Source organism: Oceanimonas aquatica (genome assembly GCF_030732065.1).
GTDB lineage: Bacteria > Pseudomonadota > Gammaproteobacteria > Enterobacterales > Aeromonadaceae > Oceanimonas.
On the sequence record NZ_JAVBHX010000004.1, the window covers coordinates 157734 to 180876 of the forward strand.

At 60.3% G+C, this 23143-nt stretch carries 14 protein-coding genes; 9 read left to right on the top strand and 5 right to left on the bottom strand.

Annotated features, from left to right (window positions below):
- Positions 1-92: 92 nt before the first annotated feature.
- The 5 genes from Q9290_RS07585 to Q9290_RS07605 form a co-directional block, all read right to left on the bottom strand.
- Entirely contained in the window at positions 93-1319 is a 1227-nt protein-coding gene (locus Q9290_RS07585) for a type II secretion system F family protein (RefSeq protein WP_306079033.1), read from the bottom strand.
- Positions 1320-1344: 25 nt separating this feature from the next.
- Positions 1345-3057: a type IV-A pilus assembly ATPase PilB gene (gene pilB / locus Q9290_RS07590; RefSeq protein ID WP_306079034.1), complete on the bottom strand. Its 1713-nt coding sequence runs from the start codon at positions 3055-3057 to the stop codon at positions 1345-1347.
- A gap of 6 nt (positions 3058-3063) precedes the next feature.
- Positions 3064-3516, bottom strand: a complete 453-nt coding sequence (locus tag Q9290_RS07595) for a pilin (protein ID WP_306079035.1) — start codon at positions 3514-3516, stop codon at positions 3064-3066.
- 284 nt (positions 3517-3800) lie between these two features.
- The gene (gene nadC, locus Q9290_RS07600) at positions 3801-4655 is read right to left on the bottom strand and encodes a carboxylating nicotinate-nucleotide diphosphorylase (RefSeq protein ID WP_306079036.1); all 855 of its coding nucleotides are present in this window, start codon (positions 4653-4655) and stop codon (positions 3801-3803) included.
- 48 nt (positions 4656-4703) lie between these two features.
- Positions 4704-5222 carry a retropepsin-like aspartic protease family protein gene (locus Q9290_RS07605; protein ID WP_306079037.1) on the bottom strand — a complete coding sequence of 173 codons (519 nt, stop codon included), beginning with the start codon at positions 5220-5222 and terminating at the stop codon, positions 4704-4706.
- Between the two features lie 72 nt (positions 5223-5294).
- Between Q9290_RS07605 and ampD the strand changes: the two genes are divergently transcribed.
- The 9 genes from ampD (at position 5295) to Q9290_RS07650 (ending at position 23070) form a co-directional block, all read left to right on the top strand.
- Positions 5295-5837: a 1,6-anhydro-N-acetylmuramyl-L-alanine amidase AmpD gene (ampD, locus tag Q9290_RS07610; protein WP_306079038.1), complete on the top strand. Its 543-nt coding sequence runs from the start codon at positions 5295-5297 to the stop codon at positions 5835-5837.
- A 469-nt stretch (positions 5838-6306) separates the two neighbouring features.
- The gene (gene pdhR, locus Q9290_RS07615) at positions 6307-7068 is read left to right on the top strand and encodes a pyruvate dehydrogenase complex transcriptional repressor PdhR (protein ID WP_306079039.1); all 762 of its coding nucleotides are present in this window, start codon (positions 6307-6309) and stop codon (positions 7066-7068) included.
- A gap of 61 nt (positions 7069-7129) precedes the next feature.
- Positions 7130-9790 carry a pyruvate dehydrogenase (acetyl-transferring), homodimeric type gene (aceE, locus tag Q9290_RS07620; RefSeq protein ID WP_306079040.1) on the top strand — a complete coding sequence of 887 codons (2661 nt, stop codon included), beginning with the start codon at positions 7130-7132 and terminating at the stop codon, positions 9788-9790.
- Between the two features lie 10 nt (positions 9791-9800).
- Positions 9801-11684 carry a pyruvate dehydrogenase complex dihydrolipoyllysine-residue acetyltransferase gene (gene aceF, locus Q9290_RS07625; protein WP_306079041.1) on the top strand — a complete coding sequence of 628 codons (1884 nt, stop codon included), beginning with the start codon at positions 9801-9803 and terminating at the stop codon, positions 11682-11684.
- A 152-nt stretch (positions 11685-11836) separates the two neighbouring features.
- The gene (lpdA, locus tag Q9290_RS07630; RefSeq protein WP_306079042.1) at positions 11837-13264 is read left to right on the top strand and encodes a dihydrolipoyl dehydrogenase; all 1428 of its coding nucleotides are present in this window, start codon (positions 11837-11839) and stop codon (positions 13262-13264) included.
- A gap of 203 nt (positions 13265-13467) precedes the next feature.
- Positions 13468-15342 carry a methyl-accepting chemotaxis protein gene (locus Q9290_RS07635; RefSeq protein ID WP_306079043.1) on the top strand — a complete coding sequence of 625 codons (1875 nt, stop codon included), beginning with the start codon at positions 13468-13470 and terminating at the stop codon, positions 15340-15342.
- Between the two features lie 189 nt (positions 15343-15531).
- Positions 15532-17778 (top strand): patatin-like phospholipase family protein, encoded by a 2247-nt coding sequence (locus Q9290_RS07640; protein ID WP_306079044.1) that lies wholly within the window; start codon positions 15532-15534, stop codon positions 17776-17778.
- Positions 17779-17993: 215 nt separating this feature from the next.
- Positions 17994-20591, top strand: coding sequence for a bifunctional aconitate hydratase 2/2-methylisocitrate dehydratase (acnB, locus tag Q9290_RS07645; protein ID WP_306079045.1), 2598 nt, complete (start codon positions 17994-17996; stop codon positions 20589-20591).
- A 217-nt stretch (positions 20592-20808) separates the two neighbouring features.
- Complete coding sequence (locus Q9290_RS07650) at positions 20809-23070, top strand: TonB-dependent receptor (protein WP_306079046.1); 2262 nt, start codon at positions 20809-20811, stop codon at positions 23068-23070.
- Positions 23071-23143: the final 73 nt, after the last annotated feature.

The following is a 23143-nucleotide window of genomic DNA, read 5'->3' on the forward strand; positions in this document are numbered from 1 at the left end:
GCAGCGGAGCCCCCATGGAGGGGTTCACGGCGTGTCGGCGAAGTAGTGCCCTTTGTCCGACGAACTTGCATGGTCCAACAAACAAGCTGAGCTCAGCGTACCACGCTGCCCAGGTTAAAGATGGGAAGATACATGGCGATGACCAGGCCGCCAACCAGAACACCCAGTACCACCATGATCAGCGGTTCAATCAGGCTGGTGAGGCCGTCCACGGCGTCGTCCACTTCCCGCTCGTAGATGGTGGCCACCTTGTGCATCATGTCGTCAATGGCGCCTGACTCCTCGCCGATCATCACCATCTGCACCACCATGTCCGGAAACAGGCCGGTGGCACGCATGGCAATGTTCATCTGCATGCCGGCAATCACCTCGTCGCGCATCTGCACCACCGCCTGGCGGTAGACCACGTTGCCGGCGGCGCCGGCGGACGACAACAGGCCTTCCACCAATGGAATGCCGGCGGAAAAGGTAGTGGCCAGGGTGCGGGCAAAGCGGGCCAGGGCGGCCTTGTGCAGAATCTTGCCGACCACGGGCAGGCGCAGCACAAAGCGGTCGGTGGCATCGCGCACCTTTTGCGAGTTGCGCCAGGCGCGCACGTACAGCCAGACGCTCACCGCCATGCCGGCCAGTATGTACAGCCAGTATTGCTGCAGCCAGCGCGACAGGTTGATCACCATCTGGGTAAACAGCGGCAGGGTGGCACCAAAGCCGGCGAAAATTTCCTCGAACTGCGGGATCACGAACAGCAGCAGTATGGCGGTGACCACCAGGGCCACCAGAATTACCATGGCCGGGTAGAACATGGCCTTGCGAATTTTCGACTTGATGGCCTCGGCTTTTTCCCGGTAGATGGCGATGCGGTCAAAAATATGTTCCAGCGCCCCGGTCTGCTCGCCGGAGTGCACCAGATCGCAGTAGAGATCGTCAAAGTGGCGCGGGTGCTTTTTCAGGGCATCGGACAGCGGCGTTCCCCCTTCCACATCGGCGGCCAGGGTGCCGGCCAGCTCGCGAATGCTGGATTTCTCGTAGGAGCGGGCGATGATCTGCAGGGTCTGCACCAGGGGCACGCCGGCGCCCAGCATGGTGGCAATCTGCCGGGTGATGATGGCGATATCGGCGGGCTTGATGGCGTCCTTGTAGCGGGCCAGCACGCTCTGGCTTTTGCGTTTTACCTTGAGGGCGTTCACCCCCTGACGCTGCAGCTCGCGCTTGGCGGCCTTGACGTCGGCCGCCTGCACAAAGCCCGAGACCTTCTGCCCCTTGCGGTTAATGCCTTCCCACTTGTAGGGGTAAACCCGAAAGTCCTTTGCAGTTGCCATGGTGCCTTCCTGTTACCAATAAGCCTCAGCCGGTGATGCGGTTGACTTCCGCCAGGCTGATAATGCCAAGGCGCGCCTTTTCCAGCGCGGCCTGGCGCAGGGTGACCATGCCTTCTTCTTCCGCCGCCCGGGCCAGGGCCAGAGAGCCGGCGTCTTCCATAATCAGGTTGGCCAGCCGCTCGCTCATGGCCATAACTTCATAGACGCCGATGCGCCCCTTGTAGCCCTCGGTGCAGTGCGCGCAGCCCACCGCCCGGTAAAGGGTAATGCCGCCCGCCTGCTGGGCGGGACTAAAGCCGAGCTGGGCCAGTTGCTCATGGGGCAGGATTTCCGGCGTGCGGCAATGCGTGCACAACTTGCGGGCCAGCCGCTGGGCCATGATAAGACTCACCGACGAGGCGATGTTGTAGGCCGGCAGTCCCATGTTGCCCAGCCGGGTCAGGGTCTCGGCGGCGGAGTTGGTGTGCAATGTAGACAGCACCAGGTGGCCGGTCTGGGCTGCCTTGACCGAAATCTCGGCAGTTTCCAGATCGCGGATTTCCCCCACCATGATGATGTCGGGGTCCTGGCGCAGAAAGGCGCGCAGGGCATGGGCAAAGGACAGCCCCGCCTTGGGATTGATCTGTACCTGGTTGATGCCGGGCAGGTTGATTTCAATGGGATCTTCGGCGGTGGAAATATTGGCGGTCACGGTATTGAGAATGCTGAGGCCCGTATACAGCGACACCGTCTTGCCCGAGCCGGTGGGGCCGGTGACCAGTATCATGCCCTGCGGGCGCTTCAGGGCCTTGAGGTACATGGCCTTCTGCTCGTCGCTGTAGCCCAGCTGATCGATATCGAGACGGGCGGCGGAGCTGTCGAGAATACGGATCACCACCTTTTCTCCCCACATGGTGGGCAGGGTGTTAACCCGCATGTCCACCGACTTGGAGCGGGTCAGCTTGAGCTTGATGCGGCCGTCCTGAGGCAGGCGGCGTTCGGCAATATCGAGCCGGGCCATCACCTTGAGCCGGGCGGCGAAACGGCTGGCCAGGTGCACCGGCGGTGAGGCCACCTCGTGCAGCATGCCGTCGATGCGAAAGCGAATGCGAAAAAAGCGCTCATAGGGCTCAAAGTGCAGATCCGAGGCTTCCTTGCGCACCGCGTCCAGCATGATCTTGTTGATATATCGAACGATGGGGGCATCGTCTTCGTTGCGGCCGACCTCGTCTTCCCGCTCCGAAGGATCTTCCCCCAGCTCCAGGCCGGCGATGTCGTCGTCGGCAATGCCGTCAATGTCGAGCCCGGTGCCGCCGCTTTGCTGCAAGCGCAGCAGCAGTTGCTGCAGCTTGTCTTCTTCCACCAGCAGGGTGTCGGTGACCAGGTTGAAGCGAAAGCCGAAGTCTTCCAGCGCCGCCACATGGGTGGGATCCGACATGGCCAGGTAGAGCACCCGGTTTTCCAGCTTCACCGGAACGGCGTGATGGCGCTCGATGAGATCCATGCTGAGAAACTGGGGCGGCAGCTGATCGACGTCGAAGTCGTCGAGATCCAGCAACGGCTGGCCGTATTCCCGCTCGCAAAAGCGGGCCAGCTCGGGGGAGCTGAGCAGCTGTTTTTCCACCAGCATGGTGCTGAGTGGCTTGCCTTCCTGCCGGGCCAGGCTCTGCACCTGATCCAGCTCGGTGGAGGATAACAGCGAAGAAGCGGCCAGGCTTCGGGCCAGGCCGCTTCTGCTGGTATTAACGGGGATGGTCATATTGGTTTAGCAAATACCATCACCAACACAAGAACCGACACTACCTGATGGGTTATTTGCCCATTTGACTCTTCCACCATCAACTGTACCTTCCATGATGTAAGTTAAACTTCCCAGTGCAGAAGTTGCTGTAGCTGTAATTTTTGCATTACTAGTAGCATTCAAAGTGGATGCTTCAACGTCAACACTATTGACGTAATCAGTATCAACCCCATTTGCAGCAATAGTATCAGCCTTGGATATACAGTCAGCTAATGTTCCCCCAGCCTGAACACATACTTCAAATGCAGTTTTAGCTCCTCCAGTCGCAGCAATTACCTCACTAAACTTGGCGCGTTGGGTATAGGTCTGATACGCCGGCAGGGCCACGGCGGCCAGTATGGCCACAATCGCCACCACTATCATCAGTTCAATCAGGGTAAAACCGCCCTGGGGGCGAGCGTGGGAAACTTGGTTCATGGGTCTTGTCCTCGAGCAGCAATTCGTCTTGTTATGGCGGGCCTTGATTGAGCCTGCCCCATATCTATAGCAAGCCATTTGAATATTGCCCACTGAATTGTTGCGCCGAACGAAAAAATTCACGGCACTTTTGACGTGGATCTACTCACATAATGCAATGGTTGTTTTTTGAACATCTGCTACCGTTAACCATATGGATTCATTTGAGTTTTCATCGGCACGTACGCACAAAAATGCCGGGCAAGCCCGGCATAACATATGTACAAAGGTGAAGGGTGCCGCGTTCAGCTTTCAACCCGCAGCGACAGGTCCAGGGCCCGCACATGCTTGGTGAGCGCACCCACAGAGACAAAGTCCACTCCGGTGGCGGCGTACTCGGCAATGGTCTGCAGGGTGACGTTGCCGGAGACTTCCAGCCTGGCGCGGCTAGCGGTGGTGGCCACGGCGGTGCGCATGTCGGGCACGCTGAAGTTGTCGAGCATCACGATGTCGGCGCCGGCACTCAGGGCCAGCTCCAGCTCGGCCAGGGATTCCACTTCCACTTCCACCGGTTTTTCCGGCTGCAGCCGGCGGGCTTCGGCCACCGCCTTGTCGATGCCGCCACAGGCGAAAATGTGGTTTTCCTTGATAAGGTAGGCGTCATACAGGCCCATGCGATGGTTATGGCCACCGCCGCAGGTGACCGCGTATTTCAGCGCCTGGCGCAGCCCGGGCAGAGTTTTCCGGGTGTCGAGCAGACGGCAGTGGGTGCCGGCCAGCAGCGCCACATAACGCCGGGTCTCGGTGGCCACGGCGGAGAGGGTCTGAATAAAGTTAAGCGCAGTGCGCTCGCCGGTAAGAATGGCCCGGGCCGGCCCGGTGAGGGTCAGCAGTCGCTGGCCGGCGGTAATGGCGTCGCCGTCTTTTACCAGCCAGTGCAGCTCCACCTGGCCGCCCAGCTGCACAAAGGTTTCCTCGGCAAAGTCCCGGCCGCAGAACACGCCGTCTTCACGGGTAATCAGGTGGGCGGTGACCTGCTGATCTTCCGGCAGCAGCATGGCGGTGATGTCCTGTTGGGCATCCAGGCTGCCACCCAGATCCTCGGTGAGGGCAGCGGTCACGTTAAAACGAATTTCCTTGGCCAGGGTGGCGTTGTGCATTGAGTCTACCTTTTATCGCGAGTTTACTGGCAAGCGTGCCTGCCGGGCTCAGGGCGCCGGCTCCAAATAGGTGATGGTCATCTGCGAGCCCCGCTGCACCAGCTCAAAGTGGCGCAGGGCGTTCATGCCCAGCAGCACTTCATCGCTCTGGCTGGGCATGATGACGGCGTCCAGATCGTACAGGGTGAAGGGCCCCAGCGACAACGATTTAATATGAGTGCGGTAGCCGGTCACCTGGCCCGCCGCCGTGTTCAGGGCCAGCGCCCGGCCCGCCGGCAGGTCCAGCCGCGCGGCCAAGGCCTGAGGCACCGCCATCTGGGTGGCGCCGGTGTCGAGCAGAAACACCACCGGCTGCCCGTCTATGGTGCCGCTGGCCAGATAGTGACCGTGGCGGTTTTGCTCCAGCACCACGGTATTGGCGCCGAGCACACGCACCTCCTGGTTGGGGTTGTTTTCCTGCATCAGGCGCTGGTTAAAGTACCAGGTCAGCAGCAGCAGGCTCAGGCCCCACACCAGGATCCACATGATGCGTCCGGTCCGGCGCACCGTATCGGGCTGTTGCGCCATTCTGACTCCTTGGCGAAAAACGCGTTCAAACTGTTAGTATACTCCCGCTCACTTCACGCTTACGGATCCGTTATGCCTTTTACCCTTGATAAGGGCTGGCTGAGCCCTGCCCGCCACTGTGAATCGCCTCACCAGGACGAGCGCCCGGCGGGCGACATCTCGTTGCTGGTGGTGCATTGCATCAGCCTGCCGCCGGGGCGCTTTGGCGACAACTATATAGATGACCTGTTTCTGGGCCGTCTCGATGCAAACGCCCATCCCTATTTTGAGGGCATTCACCAATTGCGGGTGTCGGCCCACTGTCTGATCAGGCGCGACGGCGAGCTGGTGCAGTATGTGCCCTTTCACCGGCGCGCCTGGCATGCAGGACTGTCCTGCTTTGACGGGCGCGAGCGCTGCAACGACTTTTCCATCGGCATTGAACTGGAAGGCACCGACACCGGTGACTATACCGATGCCCAGTACCGGCAACTGGCCAAGATGACTCGGGCTTTAATGCAGGCTTACCCCGCCATTACTCCCGAGCGCATTACCGGCCACAGCGACATTGCCCCCGGCCGCAAAACCGACCCCGGCCCCGGCTTTGACTGGAAGCGCTTCAGAGCCATGCTCTGAGCATCTTCCACGCGAATCAGCAGTGTGGTTGCACTGCGCCGACACGCTTCACTGAATGTCACTCACTAAAAAGCCTGCTGCGAACATATTCAATGTTCGGTCAGGCTTTTTACTTCGTCACGGCGAACAAGTTCGCCCCATGTACGCTCGAAAATGCCATATATGGCATTTAATGGTCGGCTCCGGCAATCCCCACTGCTGCTTCGGGCAACATCGGCGTTGCCTGCTACACCACCAATCCCCAGTCCCTATTCCCCAATCCCTGTTTTTCCCTGTTGGTCTGACCATTACCAATATTCTTGTGTTTTCCCGTGGCTGGGCTAGTTTTATGAGCTGGCCCAAAAAAAACGCCGGGCGTAACGGCCCTTTTGTGTGCAATGCTCACAAAAAAAATGGACAATTCTTGCCTGCTCTGATACCTTTTTTTAACAGTGTTAATTGGTATTACCAATTTAAAAAGCCAGAGCGAATGACCTACCAGCGCATCAAACAGCCCAAACTTGCCGAGACCATCGCTTCCAAGCTGGAGCAGATGATAGTGGAAGGCAGCCTGCAGCCGGGCCAGCGGTTGCCGCCCGAGCGGGAGCTGGCCGAGCAGTTCGCTGTGTCGCGCCCGTCCGTGCGCGAGGCCATTCAGCACCTGGAGGTGCGTGGCCTGGTTTCCCGCAAGCAGGGCGGGGGCACCTACGTACAGAATGCCCTCACCAAGGGCTTGGCGGATCCTCTGTTTCAGCTGCTGGCGGAACACCCGGAATCCCAGTACGACCTGCTGGAGTTTCGCCACACCATGGAAGGCATTTCTGCCTTTTATGCGGCGATGCGCGGTACCGAAACCGACTTCGATGCCATTCGTGAGGCCCAGCAGGCCATTATTCAGGCCCAGGAAAAGGGCGATCTGGCCGCAGAGGCCAAGTATGCCGCCGAGTTCTACCTGGCGGTGGCGGCAGCCGCCCACAACGTGGTGCTGCTGCACCTGTTGCGCGCCATTCAGCCCATGCTGGAGTCCAGCATTCTGCGCAACATTCAGATTCTTAACCGGCGAGCCGGCATGGTGGAGCAGATCCGCAAACATCGCGCCAATCTGATCCAGACCATTTTGTCACGCGAGCCGGAGCAGGCCAGGGACGCTTGTCATGAGCACCTGGCCTTTATTGAAGAAACCCTGTTGGAGATCCAGCGCGAGGAGAGCCGCATTCAGCGTTCCCTGCGCCGGACCCGGCAACAGGAATAATAATGCCTTCGGCAGCGACGAAACCCATGGGCACTTGCCCCAAACGAGATAGGAAACAGCCATGTCTGATATCCTGAAAAACGATGTGGATTCAATAGAGACTCAAGAGTGGCTCGACGCCCTGGAGTCTTTGATCCGTCAAGAAGGACCTGAGCGCGCTCAATACATTTACGAGCGCCTGACCACCAAAGCCATCAAGCATGGCGTTGCCGTGGCCCGAAACGCTCACTCAGATTACGTTAACAGCATTGCTGCCGACGCAGAGCCTGAGTACCCGGGCAACTGGGATCTGGAACGGCGGATCCGCGCCATCATCCGTTGGAACTCAGTCATGATCGTACTGCGCGGCTCCAAGAAAGACCTGGACCTGGGTGGTCACATGTCTTCCTTCTCCTCCAGTGCCACCATGTACGAAGTGGCGTTCAACCACTTCTTCCGCGCCCGTAACGAGAAAGACGGCGGCGACCTGGTGTTCTTCCAGGGCCACATCTCTCCCGGTATCTACGCCCGCGCCTTTGCCGAGGGTCGCCTGACCGAAGCCCAGCTGGACATGTTCCGTCAGGAAGTGGACGGCAAGGGCATTCCGTCCTATCCGCACCCCAAGCTGATGCCGGACTTCTGGCAGTTCCCGACCGTATCCATGGGTCTGGGTCCGATCAACGCCATCTATCAGGCCCGCTTCCTCAAGTACCTGACCGACCGTGGCCTGAAAGACTGCTCCGAGCAGCGCGTTTACGCCTACCTGGGCGACGGCGAGATGGACGAGCCGGAATCCAAGGGTGCCATCACCATCGCTGCCCGCGAGAAGCTGGACAACCTGTGCTTCATCATCAACTGTAACCTGCAGCGTCTGGATGGCCCGGTTGTGGGTAACGGCAAGATCGTCAACGAACTGGACGGCCTGTTTACCGGCGCCGGCTGGAACGTGGTCAAGGTTATCTGGGGCCGTCGCTGGGACGAGCTGATCGCTAAAGACAAGTCCGGCAAGCTGGTTCAGCTGATGAACGAGACCCTGGACGGCGACTACCAGACCTTCAAGTCCAAAGACGGCGCCTACGTGCGCGAGCACTTCTTCGGCAAGTACCCGGAGACCGCCGAGCTGGTGAAGGACATGACCGACGAAGAAATCTTCGCCCTGAACCGGGGTGGTCACGATCCGGCCAAGATGTTTGCTGCGTACAAGAACGCCGCCGACACCAAGGGCAAGCCGTCCGTTATCCTGGCCAAGACCATCAAGGGTTACGGCATGGGCGATGCCGCCGAAGGCAAGAACATCGCGCACCAGGTCAAGAAGATGGACATGTCTTCCCTCAAGCACTTCCGCGATCGCTTCAACATTGAAGTCAGCGACGAAGAGCTGCCGAACCTGCCTTACATCAAGATTGAGGAAGGCTCCCGCGAGCACGAGTACCTGCATGCCCGTCGTCAGAACCTGAAAGGCTACCTGCCGACCCGTCTGCCGCAGACCACCGTCAAGCTGGACATTCCGGCGCTGGAAGACTTCGCCCCGCTGCTGGAAGAGCAGAAGCGTGAAATCTCCACCACCATGGCGTTCGTGCGTTCTCTGAACATCATGCTGAAAGACAAGTCCATCGGTAAGCGCATCGTGCCCATCCTGGCCGATGAAGCCCGTACCTTTGGTATGGAAGGCCTGTTCCGTCAGATCGGTATCTACAACCCGCACGGCCAGCAGTACGTACCTCAGGACCGTGAGCAGGTTGCTTACTACAAGGAAGACAAGAAGGGTCAGGTACTGCAGGAAGGTATCAACGAGCTGGGCGCCATGTCTTCATGGCTGGCGGCTGCCACCTCTTACAGCACCAACGACTGCCCCATGATTCCGTTCTACATCTACTACTCGATGTTCGGTTTCCAGCGTGTGGGCGATCTGTGCTGGGCTGCCGGTGACCAACAGGCGCGCGGTTTCCTGCTGGGTGCCACCTCCGGTCGTACCACCCTGAACGGTGAAGGTCTGCAGCACGAAGACGGTCACAGCCACATTCTGGCCGGTACCATTCCGAACTGTATCACCTACGATCCGACCTACGCCTATGAAGTAGCGGTTATCGTTCAGGACGGTCTGCGTCGTATGTACGGCGACAACCCCGAGAACGTGTACTACTACCTGACCACGCTGAACGAGAACTACCACCAGCCGGCCATGCCGGAAGGTGCCGAGGAAGGCATCCGCAAGGGTATCTACAAGCTCGAAACCGTGGAAGGCAAGAACGGCAAGGTTCAGCTGATGGGCTCCGGCACCATCCTGGTGGGCGTGCGTGAAGCCGCTCAGATCCTGGCCGAGGAATACGGCATCGGTTCCGACGTATACAGCGTGACTTCCTTCAACGAAGTCACCCGCGAAGGTCAGGACGCCGAGCGCTGGAACATGCTGCACCCGACCGAAGAGGCCCGCGTGCCTTACATCGCTCAGGTGATGGGTTCCGAGCCGGCCATTGCTGCCACCGACTATATGAAGAACTACGCCGAACAGGTTCGTGCCTTCATGCCGTCCGCCAGCTACAAGGTACTGGGTACCGATGGTTTCGGTCGTTCCGACAGCCGTGACAACCTGCGTCGTCACTTCGAAGTGAACAAGCACTACGTGGTCGTTGCCGCGCTGACCGAGCTGGCCAAGCAGGGCACCGTCGACAAGCAGGTCGTGGCCGACGCCATTGCCAAGTACGGCATCGACGCCGACAAGATCAACCCGCTGTACGCATAAGGGGTAACACATGTCTAAAGATATTCTGGTGCCGGATATCGGCGCGGATGAGGTTGAAGTCACCGAGATCCTGGTTGCCGTGGGCGACAAGGTCGAGGAAGAACAGTCTCTGATCACCGTGGAAGGCGACAAGGCCTCCATGGAAGTGCCTGCCCCCGCCGCCGGCGTGGTCAAGGAAATCAAGATTGCCGTGGGTGACAAGGTCAACACCGGTTCTCTTATCATGGTCTTTGAAGCAGAGGGCGGCGCTGCCGCCCCGGCTGAAGCCGAGGCTCCCAAGGCTGAAGCCGCGCCGGCCGCTGCTGCCGCCAGCGCCCTGAAAGAAGTGAACGTGCCGGACATCGGTGGTGACGAGGTTGAAGTAACCGAAATCGCCGTGGCCGTAGGCGACACCATTGAGGAAGAGCAGACCCTGATCACCGTGGAAGGCGACAAGGCCTCCATGGAAGTGCCGGCTCCGTTCGCCGGCAAGGTAGCCGAGATCAAGATTGCCGTGGGCGACAAGGTCAACACTGGCTCTCTGATCATGGTCTTTGAAGTAGCTGGCTCCGCTCCGGCTGCTGCTGCCCCGGCCGAAGCCGCTCCGGCTGCCGCGCCGGCCGCTGCTGCTGCCAAAGACGTGAACGTGCCGGACATCGGCGGTGACGAAGTGGAAGTCACCGAAGTGATGGTAGCCGTGGGCGACAAGGTGGAAGCCGAGCAGTCCATCCTGACCGTGGAAGGTGACAAGGCCTCCATGGAAGTACCTGCGCCCTTCGCCGGTGTGGTCAAGGAAATCAAGGTTGCCACCGGTGACAAGGTTGCTACCGGCTCGCTGGTGATGGTGTTCGAGGTGGAAGGTGCCGCCCCGGCTGCTGCTCCTGCCGCCGCCGCTCCGGCCAAGGCTGCCCCCGCGGCTGAAGCGCCCAAGGCTGCCGCCCCGGCCGCCGCTGCTGCTCCGGCCAAGGGTGAGTTCGTTGAGAACAACGCCTACGTGCATGCCACGCCTGTGGTTCGCCGTCTGGCCCGCGAGTTCGGTGTGGACCTGTCCAAGGTGTCCGCCACCGGCCCGAAACAGCGCATTCTGAAGGAAGACGTACAGAACTACGTCAAGTCCATCATCAAGCAGGTTTCCGGTCAGCCCGCGGGCGTGGCCGTGGCCGGCAGTGGTATGGAAGTGCTGGCCTGGCCCAAGGTCGACTTTGCCAAGTTCGGTGAAGTGGAAGAAGTGGCCCTGACCCGCATTCAGAAGATCTCCGGTCCGAACCTGCACCGTAACTGGGTGAAAATCCCTCACGTTACCCAGTTCGACGAGACCGATATCACCGAACTGGAAGCTTTCCGCAAGAGCGAAAACGCCATCGCCGAGAAGCAGAAGCTGGGTTACAAGATCTCCCCGCTGATCTTCATCATGAAGGCCGCCGCCAAGGCGCTGGAAGCCTTCCCCAAGTTCTGCTCTTCCCTGTCGGAAGACGGCCAGAGCCTGGTGATGAAGAAGTACGTGCACATCGGTGTGGCGGTAGATACTCCCAACGGTCTGGTGGTTCCGGTTGTTCGCGACGTCAACAAGAAAGGTATTCGCGAGCTGGCCATCGAGCTGGGTGAAATCTCCAAGAAAGCCCGTGCCGGCAAGCTGACCGCGGCCGACATGCAGGGCGGTTGCTTCACCATCTCGTCTCTGGGCGGCATTGGTGGCACCCAGTTCACCCCCATCGTGAATGCGCCGGAAGTGGCCATTCTGGGTGTGTCCAAGTCCGGCATCAAGCCGGTATGGAACGGTAAAGAGTTCGAGCCCCGCCTGATCCAGCCGCTGGCGTTGTCCTACGACCACCGGGTGATCGACGGCGCCGACGGTGCCCGCTTCATCACCATGCTGAGTGGTGTGCTGAGCGACCTTCGCCGCCTGGCCCTTTAATGTGACAAGGCAGGCATAAGCCTGCCTTTTTACTTTCTTTTTGATAACAGAACAGTAAACTTTTGCCCGTTTGCAATGTAGTGGCCGCCTTGAGTCTGGTGCTCTCGCCGCCACTGCCTGAACAGGGCTAAAAAATCATAATAGAGGTCACCATGAGTCAAGAAGTCAAAGCTCAGGTTGTGGTTCTGGGCGCGGGTCCTGCCGGTTACTCCGCCGCTTTCCGTGCCGCCGACCTGGGTCTGGAAACCGTTATCGTAGAGCGCTATTCCACTCTGGGCGGTGTATGTCTGAACGTGGGCTGTATTCCTTCCAAGGCGCTGCTGCATATCGCCAAGGTGATTGAAGAATCCAAGATCATGGCCAGCCACGGTGTGACCTTTGGTGAGCCGCAGATCGACATCGACAAGATCCGCGCGCACAAGGAAAAGGTAATTGGTCAGCTGACTCAGGGTCTGGGCGGCATGGCCAAGATGCGCAAGGTCAAGGTAGTGAACGGTTTTGCCAAGTTCACCGGTGCCAACACCCTGGTGGTGGAAGGCGAGGGTGGCAACACCACCGTTAACTTCGACAACGCCATCATCGCGGCCGGCTCCCGTCCGATCCAGCTGCCTTTCATTCCTCATGAAGATCCGCGCGTATGGGACTCCACCGATGCGCTGGAGCTGAAGGAAGTGCCCGAGAAGCTGCTGGTCATGGGTGGCGGTATCATCGGTCTGGAAATGGGTACCGTTTACCACTCCCTGGGCTCCAAGATCGATGTGGTTGAAATGTTCGACCAGGTGATCCCGGCTGCCGACAAGGACATCATCAAGGTGTTCACCAAGCAGGTGAAGAGCAAGTTCAACCTGATGCTGGAAACCAAGGTGACCGCCGTTGATGCCAAGGACGACGGCATTCACGTCACCATGGAAGACAAGAAAGGCCAGAGCGTGACCAACGTCTATGACGCCGTGCTGGTGGCCATCGGCCGTACTCCCAATGGCAAGTCACTGGACGCCGAGAAAGCCGGTGTCAACGTGGACGAGCGTGGCTTCATCAATGTCGACAAGCAGCTGCGCACCAATGTGCCGCACATCTACGCCATCGGCGACATCGTGGGTCAGCCCATGCTGGCGCACAAGGGCGTGCATGAAGGCCACGTGGCCGCCGAAGTCATTGCTGGCATGAAGCACTACTTCGATCCGAAAGTGATTCCGTCCATCGCCTACACCGAGCCTGAAGTGGCATGGGTGGGTGTAACCGAGAAGGAAGCCAAGGAAAAAGGCCTGAACTTTGAAGTGGCTTCTTTCCCCTGGGCTGCGTCCGGTCGCGCCATCGCCTCCGACTCTGCCTACGGCATGACCAAGCTGATCTTCGATAAAGACACTCACCGTGTTCTGGGTGGTGCCACCATAGGTACCAACGCCGGCGAATTGCTCGGCGAGATCGGTCTGGCCATCGAAATGGGTGCCGACGCCGAAGACATCGCGCTGACCATTCACGCTCACCCCACTCTGCACGAGTCCGTGGGCATGGCCGCCGAAGTGTTCGAAGGCTCCATCACCGACATGCCGAACCCCAAGGCCAAGAAGAAGAAGTAATTCTTTTACGCCTTCGGCAATAAAAATCCCCGGCCTACTGGCCGGGGATTTTTTTATTCCATTCCCCTGCAATTCAGCCTCATTTGTGTCACAGATCACTGTTTTGAATAAAAAGCGCGCGCCCTTGTCAATTAGCCGATATGTTGAAAAGCCTGTTCAAGGGCACACATTCAACGTTTTACCGTGACGTAAGGGAATACGACATGCGCTTTCACCCCGGCAATCTGAGTGTCAGGTTCAAGTTGATCCTGGGCTTTGTGATGATGTTGCTGACCACCCTGGCCATCGCCGCCATCAGTGGTTTTTCTCTGAACCAGGTACTGAGCAGTGCCGACCGGCAGGAGCGGGCGGCACAGATCGATCTGTTGTTTCAGCAGGCCCGGCAGTTCGAGAAAAACTACCTGTTGCAGCATGACATCGAACAGCTGGAGCAGGCCAAAACCCTGGTATCCCGGGCCGGCAGCCTGGCGGGCAGTTTGCTGGATGATCTGCAGCAGGCCGACGACCGGGCCCGGCTGGGGCAATTGCTCAACGGAACCCAAACCTACCAGCAGGAGCTGGAGCGGCTTGGCGTGCTGGAAGAGAAGGCCGGTGAGTTGCTGCTCAGCATGAACCAGCTGGGCTTTGCCGCCCAGCAGCGTGCCGAGTATCTGAGCGCCGGCGAACCCGCCTACATGAGCTGGCTGGTACGCCTGGTGGGCATACGCCTCAGCCAGAAGGAGTACGTCATCAGCCGTGCTGAGGCCGAGGTGACCCGGCTTGCCAGCCGGCTTCGGGGCCTGCTGCTCACGCTGGAAAGCCGCCTGAAGCTGGGCGAAGATCGGGATGTGCGCGAGTTTTATGAGCTGCTCAGCCGCTTTGATGAACAGCAAAAAGCCTATATCGAAACGACGCGTGAGCTGGATACGGTACAGGAGCGCATTGGCGAGCTGACCACCACCATGGCCGAAAGCAGCGCCGCCCTGGTGGCCAGCCAGAAGCTGAACATGGAAACCGTCAGCCAGTGGTCGGGCATGCTGATCCTGCTGGTGACTGTCGCCGCCCTGGTGATGGGCGCCCTGTTCGCCTGGCTGATCACTCAGGGGATCGTTAATCCGCTCAAGATACTGGTGGCCCAGGCGGATCGCATCGCCACCGGCGATCTCACCCAGGATGTGACTCATGAGCGCAAGGACGAGCTGGGCCGGCTGATGGACAGCATGCAGACCATGACCCGGAACCTGCGCACTCTGGTGGGCGAGCTCAACAACAACAGCAGCCATATCGCGACCTCGGCCCAGAGCCTGTCGGCCATGTCGGAGCAGGGACGCAGTGGCACCAATCAGCAGCGGCTGGAGCTGGAGCAGGTGTCCACCGCCATGAACGAAATGGCCGCCACCGTGCAGGAGGTGGCCCGTCACGCCGAGGCCGCCTTTGGCGCGGCCCAGACCGCTGATAACGATGCCGGTGCCGGCAATGACAGGGTCACTCAGACCACGGCGCGGATCGGCGAGCTGGCGGAAGAGGTGCGCCGTTCGCTGGCGGTCATTCAGCAACTGGAAAGCGAAAGCCTCAACATCGGCGGCATTCTCGATGTGATTAAGGGGGTGGCCGAGCAGACCAACCTGCTGGCGCTCAATGCCGCCATCGAAGCCGCCCGGGCCGGCGAGCATGGCCGGGGCTTTGCGGTGGTGGCCGACGAAGTGCGGGCCCTGGCTCAACGCACTCAGCAGGCGACTTCCCAGATTGAAGGCATGATACAAGGGTTGCAGGGCAAGGCCCGGGAGTCGGTGACCATGATGGATCACAGCGCCGTGATGGCCGAAGACACGGTGGCCACCGCCAATGAGACCGGTAACGCCATTCAGGCCATGGCCCGGGCGGTATCGCAGATCCAGCAGATGAACAGCCAGATCGCCACCGCCGCCGAACAGCAAAGCTCGGTGGCGGAAGAGATCAACCGCTCGGTATTCAGCATTCGCGAGCTGTCCGAACATTCCGCCGCCGCCAGCGACGAGGCTGCCGACAACAGCGCCCGGCTCGCCGACCTCGGCAACGAGCTGCAGCAACTGGTGGGGCGGTTCCGGCTGCCGGCGTGATGCCAGGCGCTGTGAGGGGTAAGGGGAGAGGAGGGCTGCATGTCTTTGAAGTGCGGGCGGCTCGCCCGCATATTGGCGCGAAGCGGCAACCTCCATGTCTGCCCCTGTCTTTACCCGCACTCCCGCCTCTCCTCATTTCCAGCCCGCCGGCATACAATGCGGACATTATTTGTGCTGCCGTGACATGCCATGCGCCCCATCCTTCTGCTGTTGACCCTGTTGTTGTCCTTGCCGGCGCAGGCCGAGCGCCCGCGCGTGGCCCTGGTGCTGAGCGGGGGCGGGGCCAAGGGCGCCGCCCATGTGGGGGTGATCCGGGTGCTGGAAGCCAACCGCATTCCCGTGGATATTGTCACCGGCACCAGCATGGGCGCCTATGTGGCGGGCATGTACGCCCTGGGGCTCGATGCCGACGAGCTGGAGCGCCAGTTGCTGGGCCTGGACTGGAATCAGGGCTATCAGGACAAGGTGGGCCGGGACGAACTCTCGCTTCGGCGCAAGCGCCAGAACGACGAATTTTTACTGCGCACCGATATTGGCATTGATGAAAAGTGGCAGCTCAGTCTGCCCGGCGGTTTCTTTCAGGGCCAGGCCCTGGGCGCCCTGCTCAGGAGCAGTACCCTCACCATTCCCCGGCTGAAAAACTTCGACTATCTGCCCATTCCCTACCGGGCGGTGGCCACCGACATGGAAACCATGACGCCTGTGGTGCTCAAGCGCGGTCATCTGGCCACCGCCATGCAGGCCTCTATGTCGGTACCCGGGGTGCTGCAGCCGGTGGCGCTGAACGGCAAGCTGCTGGCGGACGGCGGCGTGGTCAACAACCTGCCGGTGGATGTAGCGAAAGCGCTGGGCGCCGACGTGGTCATCGCCGTGGACATCGGCGATGCCATGCTCCCCAGAGCCGAGCTCGACAGCGCCCTGGCCATGGTCACCCAGCTCACTAACTACCTGACCCGGGCTGGTACCGAGCGGCAAACGGCGCTGCTCAGCGACGACGATGTGCTGCTCACCCCCGATATCATTGGCATTGGCGTGGGGGATTTCAACCGCATGCCCGAGGCCATTCGCCGGGGGGAAGCGGCGGCGCAAGCCATGTTGCCGCAACTGCAGGCACTGGCCATCAGCGAGCGGGACTACGCCGAGTATCACAACCGTAAACTGGATCGGCGCGCCCGGCTGCAGCGCAGCGATGCGGTGTTCCTGGACAAGGTGGAAGTGGAAGTGGAAGGCAACGGCAACCTGAGCGAGGCGGTGATCCGGGACGTGCTGGGGCTCAGGCCCGGCCAGTTTCACCAGACCGAGGAGCTGGAGCGGGGCGTGCGCCGGCTCTATGCCCTGGATGCCTTTGAGCAGGTCAGTTACCGCATTGAAGAGCGCGACGGCGAGCAGGTGCTGACGGTGCAGACCACGGAAAAGGGTTGGGGCCCGGGCTTTGTGGATCTCAAGTTCGCCCTGGAAGATGACTTTTCCAGCCGCACCAGTTACGAGATCGGTGCTCAGTTTCGTCGTACCAACATCAATATGCTGGGGGGCGAATGGCTGGCCGAGGTGACCCTGGGCAGCAACAAGCTGGTGGCGACCGAGTTCTACACCCCGCTGGATACCGACTATGACGTTTTCTGGAAGGTCAGGGGCGAGTATGAAAAACGCCGGCGCACCTTTTTTGTTGAGCCGGGGGAAGAGAGCTTCGAGCAATTTGGCCGGCTCACTACCCTGGACTTTGACTACGCCACCTGGCGAGGGCTGAGCGAGCTGGGCTACAACCTGAACCCCTGGAGCGAGCTGGCCCTGGGGGTGCAGGGGCTTACCGGCAGCATTGAGGCGCGCAACCTGGACGGCAGCCTGGATGTGGCCTCGGCCGGCCCCTATCTGCGCTTCACCCACGACACCCTGGACAATGTGTTTTTTCCCACTCACGGCGAGGCGGCGGAGCTGACCCTGGGGTATTACCGCAACCGGCTGGACGGACAGGGCAGCAGTGAAAACGTGGCCGGGCTCGACTACGAGCTGGACTGGCTCAGGCCCTGGAATGCCGGTCGCCACACGCTGGTGGGCAAGCTGGTGCTGGGGGGCTCCACCGCCGAGCAGCCGCTGCCGGTATTCGCCCGTAGCCTGGGGGGCCTGTTCAACCTGTCGGGTTATCAGAGCGAGCAGCTCAGCGGCCGTTACAGCGGCCTGGCCGGGGTGCTGTATCACTACCGCTGGTTCGATAACGACTTCGGTGCCTTTCGCTCTCCCGTGTACCTGGGCGGGTCGCTTGAGCGGGGCGGGGTGTGGAATTCCGGCGCCGAGGTGGGCTGGGACGACTCGCTCACCGCCGGCAGCATATTCGTTGGTGTAGACACCAACTGGGGACCCCTCTATCTGGCCTTTGGTCAGGCGGAAGGGGATAAAAGCAGCGTTTACCTCTATTTCGGCAACCTGTTCAGCTTTTGATGTTAACGGTTTGTTGATCGTTGGTTTTGTGGCAAAAGCACGGAAATGCTATTCAAAACATGGCGTTAGTCAAATATTCGACCAAAGGACAGGCGGGCCGGATTTTAATCCGGGGTTAAAACTTATATACTTTCGCGGCGTTCTTACGGACGCCCAAGGCCCCCTACAAGGACATTTACGCCCACGGTGGCGAATGATAATAAGAGGATACAGTCGTGCTTGAAGCCTATCGTAAACACGTCGAAGAACGTGCCGCAGAGGGAGTGGTTGCCAAGCCACTCGATGCAGAGCAAGTTGCCGCCCTGGTTGAATTACTCAAGAACCCGCCCGCCGGCGAAGAAGCCTTCCTCTACGAACTCCTGTCTACCCGCATTCCCCCTGGTGTTGATGAAGCCGCTTACGTAAAAGCCGGTTTCCTCGCCGCCGTGGCCAAAGGCGAAGTGAGCTCGCCGGTGGTGTCTGCCGAGCAGGCCACCGAGCTGCTGGGCACCATGCAGGGTGGTTACAACATTGCTCCCCTGGTCGAGCTGCTGGACGTGGACGCCCTGGCGCCCATCGCCGCCAAGGCCCTGAGCCACACTCTGCTGATGTTTGACGCCTTCCACGACGTGGACGAAAAGGCCAAGGCCGGCAACGCCTTTGCCAAGCAGGTGATGCAGTCCTGGGCCGAGGCCGAGTGGTTCCTGGAGCGCGCGCCCCTGGCCGACAAGATCACCATGACCGTATTCAAGGTGCCCGGCGAAACCAACACCGATGACCTGTCTCCGGCTCAGGACGCCTGGTCCCGCCCCGACATTCCGCTGCACGCCCAGGCCATGCTGAAAAACGCCCGTCCCGGCATCGAGCCCGACGAAGACGGCGTGGTTGGCCCCATCAAGGCCATTGAAGCCCTGAAGGAAAAAGGTCATCCGCTGGCCTACGTGGGCGACGTGGTCGGCACCGGCTCCAGCCGCAAGTCTGCCACCAACTCCGTGCTGTGGCACATGGGCGACGACATTCCGTTCGTGCCCAACAAGCGTGCCGGCGGCATCTGCATCGGCAGCAAAATCGCGCCCATCTTCTTCAACACCATGGAAGACGCCGGTGCCCTGCCCATCGAGTGCGACGTGACCAAGCTGAACACCGGCGACGTGATCGACATCTATCCCTACGAGGGCAAGATCTGCCGCCACGGCAGCGACGACGTCATCAGCACCTTCAAGCTGAAGACCGACGTACTGCTCGACGAAGTGCGCGCCGGCGGCCGTATTCCGCTGATTATCGGTCGCGGCCTGACCGACAAGGCCCGCGAAGCGCTGGGCATGGCGCCGTCCGAAGTATTCAAGCGCCCGGCGCCGGTCGCCGACTCCGGCAAGGGTTACACCCTGGCCCAGAAAATGGTGGGCAAGGCCTGTGGTGTTGAGGGTGTGCGCCCCAACCAGTACTGCGAGCCCAAGATGACCACCGTCGGCTCTCAGGACACCACCGGCCCCATGACCCGGGATGAGCTGAAGGATCTGGCCTGCCTGGGCTTCTCCGCCGACCTGACCATGCAGTCGTTCTGCCACACCGCCGCCTATCCCAAGCCGGTGGACGTGACCACCCACCACACTCTGCCCGACTTCATCATGAACCGGGGCGGCGTGTCTCTGCGCCCGGGTGACGGTGTTATTCACTCCTGGCTGAACCGCATGCTGCTGCCCGATACCGTGGGCACCGGCGGTGACTCCCACACCCGTTTCCCCATCGGTATCTCCTTCCCGGCGGGCTCCGGCCTGGTGGCTTTTGCCGCCGCCACCGGCGTGATGCCGCTGGACATGCCGGAATCCGTGCTGGTGCGCTTCAAGGGCGAAATGCAGCCCGGCATCACCCTGCGGGATCTGGTGCACGCCATTCCTTACTACGGCATTCAGAACGGTCTGCTGACCGTGGCCAAGGAAGGCAAGATCAACGAATTCTCCGGCCGTGTGCTGGAAATCGAGGGTCTGCCCCAGCTGAAGGTGGAACAGGCATTCGAACTGGCCGATGCCACCGCCGAGCGCTCCGCCGCCGGTTGTACCATCAAGCTGGATAAAGAGCCGATCATCGAGTACCTGAACTCCAACATCGTGATGCTGAAGTGGATGATTGCCGAAGGCTACGGCGACAAGCGCACCCTGGAGCGCCGCATCAAGGGCATGGAAGAGTGGCTGGCCAACCCCGAGCTGATGGAAGCCGATGCCGATGCCGAGTACGCCCACGTGCTGGAAATCGACATGAGCGAGATCAAGGAGCCCATTCTGTGCGCCCCGAACGATCCCGACGATGCCCGTCTGCTGTCCGAGGTGACCGGCGAGAATATCGATGAAATCTTCATCGGCTCCTGCATGACCAACATTGGTCACTTCCGTGCCGCCGGCAAGCTGCTCGACAAGTTCAAGGGCCAGCTGCCGACCCGCCTGTGGGTAGCGCCGCCCACCAAGATGGACAAGGATCAGCTCACCAGCGAAGGCTACTACGGTATCTTTGGCCGGGTGGGTGCCCGCATCGAGATTCCGGGCTGCTCCCTGTGCATGGGTAACCAGGCGCGGGTAGGAGACAACACCACTGTGGTGTCCACCTCCACCCGTAACTTCCCCAACCGTCTGGGCAAGGGCGCCAACGTCTACCTGGCGTCCGCCGAGCTGGCTGCCGTGGCCGCCATTCACGGCAAGCTGCCGACCGTGGCCGAGTACCTGGAATACGCCGAGGAGCTGAACGCCACCGCTGCCGACACCTATCGTTACCTGAACTTCGACGAGCTGGACAGCTACGTGGAAAAGGCCGATACCGTGATCTTTCAGCAGGCCATCTAAGACGAATTAACCTCGTCTGAGTCAAAGCCAGCCTTCGGGCTGGCTTTTTTATTGCCCGCTTTCCGCCTTCTTTAATTCCTGAACTGTGGAATAGCACCGAAGCAAACCGAACAAAAAGATATAAGCTCCTTGATCTAAATCAAACAATAAATGAGAATTAGTCGCCTTTTGTTTTGGTGCTTAATTCTCATAAAAATATACCCATAAGGAGTTGTCAGTGCGCACCTTTATTCGCTCATCCGCACTTCCCCCCAAAACCATGATCGGCTCGGCGGTGGGCCTGGCCGTGGCCAGTATGGCGGTCCCCGCTCATGCCCAGCAGGACGTGACCCGTCTTGATACCGTGCTGGTCAAGGAGTCCCGCGAGCAGGGCTACAAGGCCGGGGAGTCGGCATCGAACAAGTATGTGAAGCCGTTGCTGGATACGCCCCAGACCGTGACCGTGGTGCCGAAAGAGGTGATGGAAGAGCAGCAGGCCCTGAGTCTGCGCCAGGTGCTTTCCAATGTGTCCGGCATCACTTTTGACGCGGGCGAGGGCGGCGGCGGCTCCGGCGACAAGATCAATATTCGCGGTTTCAGCGCCAACGCCAACATGCAAATCGATGGGCTGCGCGACAGCAGCCAGAACAACCGCACCGACACCTTTAATATTGAGCAGGTGGAAGTGCTGAAGGGCCCCAACTCGGTGTTTGGCGGTGCCGGCACCACAGGCGGCGCCATCAACCAGGTGAGCAAGGCCCCCAAACAGCGCGACTTCGCTGAAATCGGCGCCAGTGTGGGTACCGACAACTATCGCCGTGTAACCCTGGACGCCAACACCATGCTGGATGTGGGTGTGAACAGCGCCGCCCGCATCAACCTGATGGCTCACGAAAACGACGTGCCCGGCCGTAACGATATCGACCGTCAGCGTTTTGGTATTGCGCCGTCCGTGACCATAGGTCTGAGCGAGCAAACCCGGGCCACCCTGAGCTACTTCCACCAGCAGGACGACAACCTGCCCGACTATGGCCTGCCGGCCCGGGACGGCAAGGTAGTGCCCGGCGTAGACAGAGAGAGCTACTTTGGCTGGCGCAATCTGGATGAAGAAAAGATTCAGTCCGATGCCGTCACCCTCAAGCTTGAGCACGAGCTGAGCGATACCGCCCGCATTGAAAACCAGACCCGCTACAGCCGGGTGGACAGAGACACAACGGTGTCTGCGTCTCATATCAGTAGATTCAAAAGGAAAGAAGAGCCGGCCGGCTCAGGTGAGTTCGAGGTCGATAAGGGGAATTTTCTTCCTGATGGGCAGTATTTGCCAGCAGGACCTCAGGCCTACCGCCGTGATGCCCAAACCGACATGTGGATTAATCAGACCGGTCTGGCAGTTGAATTCGACACCGGCGCCTTGAAGCACGATATGCTGGTGGGGGCGGAGATCTCCCGGGAAACCTATGATCTGACCTCTAGCAACTATAACCTTGGTCAGGGCACTAGTGCTTATCCTGAGAATGGCTACAGCCTTGCTAACCCGCCGGGCGTATGGACCGGGCCTGTTACCGTTACCCCCCGTGGCGGCAAAGAAGCCGAGCTGGATACCCGCGCTCTGTATGTGTTTGATACCGTGACACTGCACTCGCAGTGGGATCTGAGCCTGGGCCTGCGTCATGACTGGATCTCCGGTGAAACCACCGACAAGGACAGTGGTGAAACCACCTCCACCAGTGATCAAATGTTCAGTGGCCGTGCCGGTATCGTGTTCAAGCCCGCCGATAACGGCCGGGTCTACCTGGCCTACGGCACCTCCTTTAACCCCTCTGCCGAGGCGCTGGCCACCTCCGGTGGTCTGCCGCGTGGTAACGGTGCCGAAAACCTGAAGCCCGAGAAGAACGAAACCTGGGAGCTGGGTACCAAGTGGGAGCTGATGAACGGTCGGCTGGGACTGGACGGCGCCCTGTTCCGGGTCGACAAGACCAACGCCCGCGAGACCAATGCCGACGATGAGCTGGAGCTGGCCGGTGAGCAGCGGGTGCAGGGTATGGAGCTGGGCCTGACCGGCGTGTTGACCGACGAGTGGAAGGTGTTTGCCAACTACACCCTGCTCGACAGCGAAACCCTGAAGTCTGTGGCCAAGCCACAAGAAGGTGGCCGTTCAGCCGAAGGTAACCCGCTGGGCAACACGCCGCGCAACAGCGCCAACCTGTGGACCACCTATGAGCTGATGCCGGGAGTGGAGCTGGGCTACGGCGCCCGTTATGTGGGCTCTCGCTACGTGGCGTCCGATGTGGATGCCAAGATCGACAGCTACTGGGTCCACAATGCCATGGCGTCCTATCAGGTGACCGACGCCTTCAGCCTGCAGCTGAACGTCAACAACCTGTTTGACGAGGACTACGTGGAGCGGGTGCGTGGCCGCCCCGGACTTGATGACCGCAGCTCCGCCGTGGAACTGGGGGACGGCCGCTCTGCCGTACTGTCCGCCAACTACCGGTTCTGATTCAATGGAGCGCGGGCGGCCCGCCCGCAATTTGCCGCGAAGCGGCAACTCTCGAGCGACCCGGTGGGCGCTG

Coding starts and splice junctions, on each gene's coding strand:
- ampD (WP_306079038.1), top strand. CDS start 5,295: ATGCCTTTTACCCTTGATAAGGGCTGGCTGAGCCCTGCCCGCCACTGT.
- lpdA (WP_306079042.1), top strand. CDS start 11,837: ATGAGTCAAGAAGTCAAAGCTCAGGTTGTGGTTCTGGGCGCGGGTCCT.
- pilB (WP_306079034.1), bottom strand. CDS start 3,057: ATGACCATCCCCGTTAATACCAGCAGAAGCGGCCTGGCCCGAAGCCTG.
- Q9290_RS07585 (WP_306079033.1), bottom strand. CDS start 1,319: ATGGCAACTGCAAAGGACTTTCGGGTTTACCCCTACAAGTGGGAAGGC.
- aceE (WP_306079040.1), top strand. CDS start 7,130: ATGTCTGATATCCTGAAAAACGATGTGGATTCAATAGAGACTCAAGAG.
- pdhR (WP_306079039.1), top strand. CDS start 6,307: ATGACCTACCAGCGCATCAAACAGCCCAAACTTGCCGAGACCATCGCT.
- Q9290_RS07605 (WP_306079037.1), bottom strand. CDS start 5,222: ATGGCGCAACAGCCCGATACGGTGCGCCGGACCGGACGCATCATGTGG.
- Q9290_RS07595 (WP_306079035.1), bottom strand. CDS start 3,516: ATGAACCAAGTTTCCCACGCTCGCCCCCAGGGCGGTTTTACCCTGATT.
- Q9290_RS07640 (WP_306079044.1), top strand. CDS start 15,532: ATGCGCCCCATCCTTCTGCTGTTGACCCTGTTGTTGTCCTTGCCGGCG.
- aceF (WP_306079041.1), top strand. CDS start 9,801: ATGTCTAAAGATATTCTGGTGCCGGATATCGGCGCGGATGAGGTTGAA.
- Q9290_RS07635 (WP_306079043.1), top strand. CDS start 13,468: ATGCGCTTTCACCCCGGCAATCTGAGTGTCAGGTTCAAGTTGATCCTG.
- nadC (WP_306079036.1), bottom strand. CDS start 4,655: ATGCACAACGCCACCCTGGCCAAGGAAATTCGTTTTAACGTGACCGCT.